This window comes from Corynebacterium sp. HMSC072A02, assembly GCF_001810085.1.
Lineage (GTDB): Bacteria > Actinomycetota > Actinomycetes > Mycobacteriales > Mycobacteriaceae > Corynebacterium > Corynebacterium hesseae.
In genome coordinates this window covers 73847-80231 of sequence record NZ_KV799848.1, presented here as the reverse complement: position 1 = coordinate 80231, position 6385 = coordinate 73847, and the positions used below count along the sequence as shown (strand labels likewise).

The 6385-nt window shown below is 60.8% G+C and carries 7 protein-coding genes; all 7 read right to left on the bottom strand.

The genetic code is table 11. The features are described from left to right. On the bottom strand, positions 1 to 186 hold a 186-nt coding region (locus tag HMPREF2698_RS12950; RefSeq protein ID WP_141748933.1), incomplete at its 3' end, for a DUF2550 family protein. Positions 187 to 383: 197 nt separating this feature from the next. Beyond that, positions 384 to 752, bottom strand: coding sequence for a F0F1 ATP synthase subunit epsilon (locus tag HMPREF2698_RS07185; RefSeq protein ID WP_046648936.1), 369 nt, complete (start codon positions 750 to 752; stop codon positions 384 to 386). Positions 753 to 762: 10 nt separating this feature from the next. Beyond that, entirely contained in the window at positions 763 to 2211 is a 1449-nt protein-coding gene (atpD, locus tag HMPREF2698_RS07180) for a F0F1 ATP synthase subunit beta (protein WP_070528745.1), read from the bottom strand. Positions 2212 to 2214: 3 nt separating this feature from the next. Beyond that, positions 2215 to 3198, bottom strand: a complete 984-nt coding sequence (locus HMPREF2698_RS07175) for a F0F1 ATP synthase subunit gamma (protein ID WP_046648933.1) — start codon at positions 3196 to 3198, stop codon at positions 2215 to 2217. A gap of 56 nt (positions 3199 to 3254) precedes the next feature. Further along, on the bottom strand, positions 3255 to 4895 hold the full coding sequence (gene atpA, locus HMPREF2698_RS07170) for a F0F1 ATP synthase subunit alpha (protein WP_070563262.1): 1641 nt from the start codon (positions 4893 to 4895) through the stop codon (positions 3255 to 3257). A 60-nt stretch (positions 4896 to 4955) separates the two neighbouring features. After that, entirely contained in the window at positions 4956 to 5771 is an 816-nt protein-coding gene (locus HMPREF2698_RS07165; RefSeq protein WP_070563259.1) for a F0F1 ATP synthase subunit delta, read from the bottom strand. 6 nt (positions 5772 to 5777) lie between these two features. Then, positions 5778 to 6350 (bottom strand): F0F1 ATP synthase subunit B, encoded by a 573-nt coding sequence (locus HMPREF2698_RS07160; RefSeq protein WP_046648931.1) that lies wholly within the window; start codon positions 6348 to 6350, stop codon positions 5778 to 5780. Between the last annotated feature and the right edge of the window lie 35 nt (positions 6351 to 6385).

Genomic DNA, 6385 nt, shown 5'->3' with positions numbered 1-6385 from the left:
GTCATAGCGCACGAGGCCGTGACGCCACGTATGGGAGTCCTTCGAAGGAAGCCGGCGCAGAAGGATGCTCGTTCCGCGGGAACGCACCGTAAAAAACCGAACTGCGGCCAGAATGACGACAACCAGAAGAATCAGTGCGCACAGACCTAAAAGAATAGATAGCCCTTGGAGCACCTGAGAGTTCATGGGTTGATTTCCTTCACCGCGAGTAAGAAACGTTGCGTTGATTCTACCGCTCGCGGAGGAGACAATGCTAGTCCTTGCTTGACCTTTGGCGCAGATCACGAAGGAACCCCACCCCCTCTTAGCGAGGGCGTGGGGTTCCTAGGTGAGAGTGGGAAGGGCGGTCATTGCTGCCCGTCGTTTCCCTCTCCGCTCATCCGTTAGCTGTTGAAGCGGCGGGCGGCGCGCAATGCGGCATCGCCACGGGACCTCGTCAGCTCGCGCTCAGACTTCAGGTCTTCCTGTGCCTGTGCTTCATCGACCTCCGAGGCCCAGATGGCCCAATCGGCGAGGACGGTGATCTTGTTCTCGGACACGGAGAGGAAGCCACCCTGGACAGCGGCGACGCGACGCTCGCCGTCTGCCGGGTGGATGGTCACTACACCATTGTCGATCAACTGACCGACCATGGGCTCATGGCCAGGAAGCACGCCGATCTCACCCTCGGTGGTTTCAGCCGTCACCATGGTGGCCTTTCCGGTCCACAGCAGGCGCTCGACGGAAACCAATTCGGCGGTGATGTCAGCCATGTGCCTCTCCCTACTTCTTCTCGGTCAGCTTCTTGTACGCAGCCTCGACGTCGTCCAAGCCACCCAGGCCGTTGAAGGCCTGCTCCGGGTAGTGGTCGAATTCGCCGTTGCAGATGCGCTCGAAAGCATCGATGGTATCGGCCAGCGGCACGTAGGAGCCCGGCAGGCCGGTGAACTTCTCTGCGACGAAGAAGTTCTGGCCCAGGAAGCGCTCGATGCGGCGAGCACGCTGAACGGTGATCTTGTCTTCCTCAGACAGCTCGTCCATACCAAGGATGGCGATGATGTCCTGGAGCTCCTTGTTCTTCTGCAGAATACCGATGACACGCTGTGCCACCTCGTAGTGGCGCTCGCCCACGATGGACGGCTCCAGAATACGAGAGGTAGAGGTCAGCGGGTTCACTGCCGGGTAAATACCCTTCGAAGCAATACCACGGTCCAACTCGGTGGTGGCATCGAGGTGGGCGAAGGTGGTCGCCGGAGCCGGGTCGGTGTAGTCATCGGCCGGCACGTACACGGCCTGCAGGGAGGTAATGGACTTACCCTTGGTGGAGGTAATACGCTCCTGCAGCACACCCATCTCATCAGCCAGGGTCGGCTGGTAACCCACGGCAGAAGGCATACGGCCCAGCAGGGTCGACACCTCAGAACCGGCCTGGGTGAAACGGAAGATGTTGTCGATGAACAGCAGCACGTCCTGGTTCTGCACATCGCGGAAGTACTCCGCCATGGTCAGGCCGGACAGAGCCACGCGCATACGAACTCCTGGCGGCTCATCCATCTGGCCGAAGACAAGTGCGGTGTCCTGGAGAACGCCCATCTCTTCCATCTCGAGGAAGAGGTCGGTGCCCTCACGGGTACGCTCGCCGACGCCTGCGAAGACGGAGGTACCGGAGAACTCGCGTGCGATACGAGTAATCATCTCCTGGATAAGAACGGTCTTACCCACACCTGCACCACCGAAGAGGCCGATCTTGCCGCCCTTCACGTAGGGGGTCAGCAGGTCGATGACCTTAATACCGGTCTCCAGGATCTCGGTCTTACCCTCCAGCTGGTCGAATGCCGGCGGCTCGCGGTGGATACCCCACTGCTCGCCATCGCGGCCCAAACCCGGCTGGTCAAGGCAGTCACCGAGGGCGTTGAAGACGTGGCCCTTGACCACATCGCCCACCGGGACGGAAATCGGCTTGCCGGTGTCGGTCACTGCGGCACCGCGGACGAGGCCGTCGGTCGGAGCCATGGACACGGCACGGACGAGGTTGTCACCGAGGTGCTGAGCGACCTCAAGGGTGACGGTCTTTGCAACAGCCTCGAGGGAAACCTCGACGGTCAGTGCGTTGTACAGTGCCGGCAGCCCGCCACGCGGAAACTCCACGTCGACGACCGGACCGATGACACGCACCACACGGCCGGCGGTAGCCGACGACTGTGTGTTCTGCTCTTGCAGAGCTGTAGTCATAATCTAGTCACTTTCTGCGCTTTCGGCGAGCGCCCCAGCGCCACCGACGATCTCTGTGATTTCTTGGGTAATCTGCGCCTGACGGGCCTGGTTGGCCACGCGCGAGAGGTCCTTGACCAGCTCGGTTGCGTTGTCAGTTGCAGACTTCATTGCGGTACGGCGTGCGGCGGACTCGGAGGCCGAGGACTCCAAGAACATCGCAAACAGGAGGCGGGACACGTACTGCGGAAGCAGTGCGTCCATGAGGGTGTCCGCATCCGGCTCGAAGTCGTAATCAGGAGTGATCTGATTGTTCGGCTCGGCGTCGGAAAGCGCGGACTCACCCATGTTGTAGTCCTCTTCCTCGATAACCGGTACCACCGGCAGCAGCTGCTGCACACGCGCGGTCTGGGTCAGCATGGACTCGAACTCGGTGTACACAACGTGGACCTGGTCAAAACCGCGAACGGTCTCGCCCTCCACGTTAATACCCTCGCGGGTCTTGGCCTGGCCATTCGAACCGGCGACGAAGCCGTCGATGATGTGGCGGCGCACGTCGTGCGTCTTCTCCCAGGTTGGATCCTGCGAGAATCCAGTCCAGCTGCCTGCGACCTCGGCCTCACGGAACTTGTAGAAGCCAACGCCCTTGTTGCCGGTCACGTAGCGGACGGTCTCGAAACCCTCACTCTTGAGCAGGGCTTCCAGCTCGGCCGCCTTCTTGAAGATGTTGTTGTTGTAGCCACCGCACATACCGCGGTCCGAAGAGACCACGAGAATGGCGGCCACCTTTGTATCTTCGCGTTCCCGGAGCATCGGGTGATCCAGGGACGTGTGCGCCGCCAGCTTGTTGAGCACGTTGGACAGTTCACGTGCATAAGGCTGCGACGCCTCTACCCTGGCCTGAGCCTTGGTAATGCGCGAGGTAGCAATGAGCTCCTGTGCCTTGGTGATCTTCTTGGTGGAATTGACGGACCGGATTCGGTCACGCAGTTCACGAAGATTAGCCATGGTGTTCGCTCCTCCCTTCTTTATCTAGACGGTTAATTCTTAGAGCGTGCGAAACTCTATTTGGCCGTCTTGCGGGAGACGTTGAGCTCGGTCTTATTCACGTCATCCGCGGCGAGCGGGTCAACCGGTGCCTCGGTGCCGAGGTTGTGGCCCTCGGTCGTGCGGAAGGACGGAATGAAGTCCTTAGCAGCTGCAACAAGTGCATCCTTGGACTCGTCGGTCAGAGCGGTACCGCCCTGGATCTGCTCGAACACCTGCGGGGTTGCAGAGTTGAGGTGATCGTGCAGCTCCTTCTCGAAGCGGCGTACGTCCTCGACGGGAACGACGTCGAAGATGCCCTGGTCTGCGAGGAAGATGGACACCATCTGGTACTCGACAGGCTGCGGGGAGGACTCGGACTGCTTGAGCAGCTCGACGAGACGCTCACCGCGCTCCAGCTGAGCCTTGGAGGCCGGATCCAGGTCGGATGCGAAGGCCGCAAAGGCCTGCAGATCGCGGTAGGCAGCCAGCTCAAGACGCAGGTTACCGGCGACCTTCTTCATACCCTTGGTCTGTGCGGCACCACCAACACGGGAGACCGACACACCAACGTTAATTGCCGGACGGACGCCCTGGTTGAACAGGTCGGACTCCAGGAAGACCTGGCCGTCGGTAATAGAAATAACGTTGGTCGGAATGAAGGCGGAGACGTCGTTCGCCTTGGTCTCGATGATCGGCAATGCGGTCATGGAACCTGCACCCATGTCGTCGGAGAGCTTCGCAGCGCGCTCCAGCAGACGGGAGTGGAGGTAGAAGACGTCGCCCGGGTAAGCCTCGCGGCCCGGCGGACGGCGCAGAAGAAGGGAAATCGCACGGTAGGCCTCAGCCTGCTTGGTCAGATCATCGTAAATGATCAGGACGTGGTTGCCCTGGTACATCCAGTGCTGACCCAGAGCTGCACCGGAGAACGGTGCCAGCCACTTGAAACCGGCGGCGTCGGATGCCGGAGCCGCCACGATGGTGGTGTACTCCAGTGCGCCGTGCTGCTCCAGGGTGTGGCGCACACCAGCAATGGTGGAGCCCTTCTGGCCGATGGCGACGTAGATGCAGCGGACCTGCTTGTTCTTGTCGCCAGATTCCCAGTTAGCCTTCTGGTTCAGGATGGTGTCGATACAGACAGCGGTCTTACCCGTCTTACGGTCACCAATGATCAACTGACGCTGACCGCGACCAATCGGGGTCATCGCGTCAATAGCCTTGATGCCGGTCTGCATCGGCTCTTCCACCGGCTGACGCTGCAGCACGGACGGTGCCTGCAGCTCGAGGACGCGGTCCTCTTCAGCGGTGATCGGGCCCATGCCGTCGATCGGCTGGCCCAGGGGGTTAATTACGCGGCCGAGGAATTCCTCGCCCACAGGGATGGAGAGAACCTCGCCGGTCCTCTTGACCTCGTCGCCTTCTTTAAGCGACTCGAAGTTGCCCAAGACCACGACACCGATGGAGTTGGTGTCAAGGTTCTGTGCGACGCCAATCACGCCGCCGGGGAACTCGAGCAGCTCATTCGCCATGACGGACGGCAGGCCCGAAACCTGCGCAATACCGTCAGCTGCCGAAATGACCACGCCGACCTCCTCACGGGAGGCCTCCGCGGAGTAGCTCGAGGTGTAGTTCGCAATCGCGCTACGGATCTCGTCGGAGGAGATCGTCAGCTCCGCCATGTTCTTCCTGCTCTCGGTAGTATCTTCCAGCAATTACTTAATCGTTTCTGTCGTTTCGGCTTATGCCATCTGCGCACGAAGGCGAGCAATCTTGCCTGCCGTCGAGCCATCGATGACTTCGTCGCCGACGCGGATGGTCATACCACCGAGGAGGCTGGTGTCAACCTCAGAGTGGATGGACATCGCACGACCATAAATTTTGCCCAGCTTTTCAGCGAGTGCTGCCCGCTGGCTATCGTTCAGCTCACCCGCGGTGGTCACTCGCGCGATGGTACGGCCCTGCAGCTTGGCTGCGGTGTCCGCCAAACCGGCGAGATCATCAATCGGGTTCTGCTCCGGGCGGCCAATGGCCTGCAGCGCAAGCGCCTCAGTAACCATCGTGACCTTGCCGTAGAGCACGCTTGCCAGCAGCCCGACCTTGCGATCGGACGTAGCAGTACGGTCTGAAAGCAGCTGGGTCAGTTCGCCTTCGCGGTCAAGCACGCGCGACAGGGAGAAGAGCTCGTCTTCCACCTGGCCCAGCTTGCCCTCAAACTCAGCGCCACGCAGCAGAGCGCGGCGGCCGAGGATGATGAGGCCACGGGCGATATCACGCGGCGTCGACCACTGTGCGGCGGCGGCCTCCTGCAGCACCTGGAGTGCAACCGGGGTGACCTTTCCGCCGAAAAGGGTCTGGGCCAGGGACTTGCGCTCCTCGGAGGTAGCGGCGTCGTCGGTCAGCGCGACACGCAGTTCGCGGTCACCGTCGAGGACGCGGACCACCTCGAAGAGGTCCTGGCCTGCCTGGGTAGCAGTCGCCACCGAGCGGTCGCCGGAGAGGAACTCATCCAGCTTGGACTCAACGGTAGCGAGTGCTTCGCGGCTAGCTGCCTTCATCGTTGCCTACTTTCCGGCCGGTGCCACAGTGTCGAGCTCGGACAGGAAGTTATCAATCGTGGAGGACTGCTTGGTGGCGTCCGAAAGTTCGCCGCCGAGCAGCTTCTCTGCCAGGTTGATGGAGTTCTGTCCGATGTCGGAACGCAGCTCAGACACGACCTGTGCACGAGAAGCTTCAAGCTGCTTCTCGCCGGCGGTCAGGATGCGACGAGACTCTTCCTCTGCAGCTTCCTTAGCCTCTGCCTCGATCAGCTTGCCGCGCTCGCGCGCCTGCTCGCGAATCTCCGCAGCCTCTGCTCGAGCATCAGCGAGCTGAGCATTGTACTTTTCCAGAGCGGCCTTTGCTTCGGCCTGCTGAGCCTCCGCACGCTTAAGGCCACCTTCGATCCGGTCTTCACGCTCCTGCAGCATCTTGTTGTATGCCGGAAGAACAAGCTTCCAGAACACAATCAGGATGATGGCGAACGGAATGATCGACCAGACCAAGTCGTACATCTTGGGCAGAAGGATGGAGTTGCCGCTCTCCAGCGGCAGGTGCTCACTTCCCTCTGCTGCAAGGTAGTAAATGACGTTGTTCATGGGGCTCCGTTCTTAAAGTTCGATTTACTTTGTGT

Bases quoted from the DNA above. Each gene is read 5' to 3' on its own strand.
- HMPREF2698_RS07175 (WP_046648933.1), bottom strand. From the start codon at position 3,198: ATGGCTAATCTTCGTGAACTGCGTGACCGAATCCGGTCCGTCAATTCC.
- atpA (WP_070563262.1), bottom strand. From the start codon at position 4,895: ATGGCGGAGCTGACGATCTCCTCCGACGAGATCCGTAGCGCGATTGCG.
- HMPREF2698_RS07160 (WP_046648931.1), bottom strand. From the start codon at position 6,350: ATGAACAACGTCATTTACTACCTTGCAGCAGAGGGAAGTGAGCACCTG.
- HMPREF2698_RS07185 (WP_046648936.1), bottom strand. From the start codon at position 752: ATGGCTGACATCACCGCCGAATTGGTTTCCGTCGAGCGCCTGCTGTGG.
- atpD (WP_070528745.1), bottom strand. From the start codon at position 2,211: ATGACTACAGCTCTGCAAGAGCAGAACACACAGTCGTCGGCTACCGCC.
- HMPREF2698_RS07165 (WP_070563259.1), bottom strand. From the start codon at position 5,771: ATGAAGGCAGCTAGCCGCGAAGCACTCGCTACCGTTGAGTCCAAGCTG.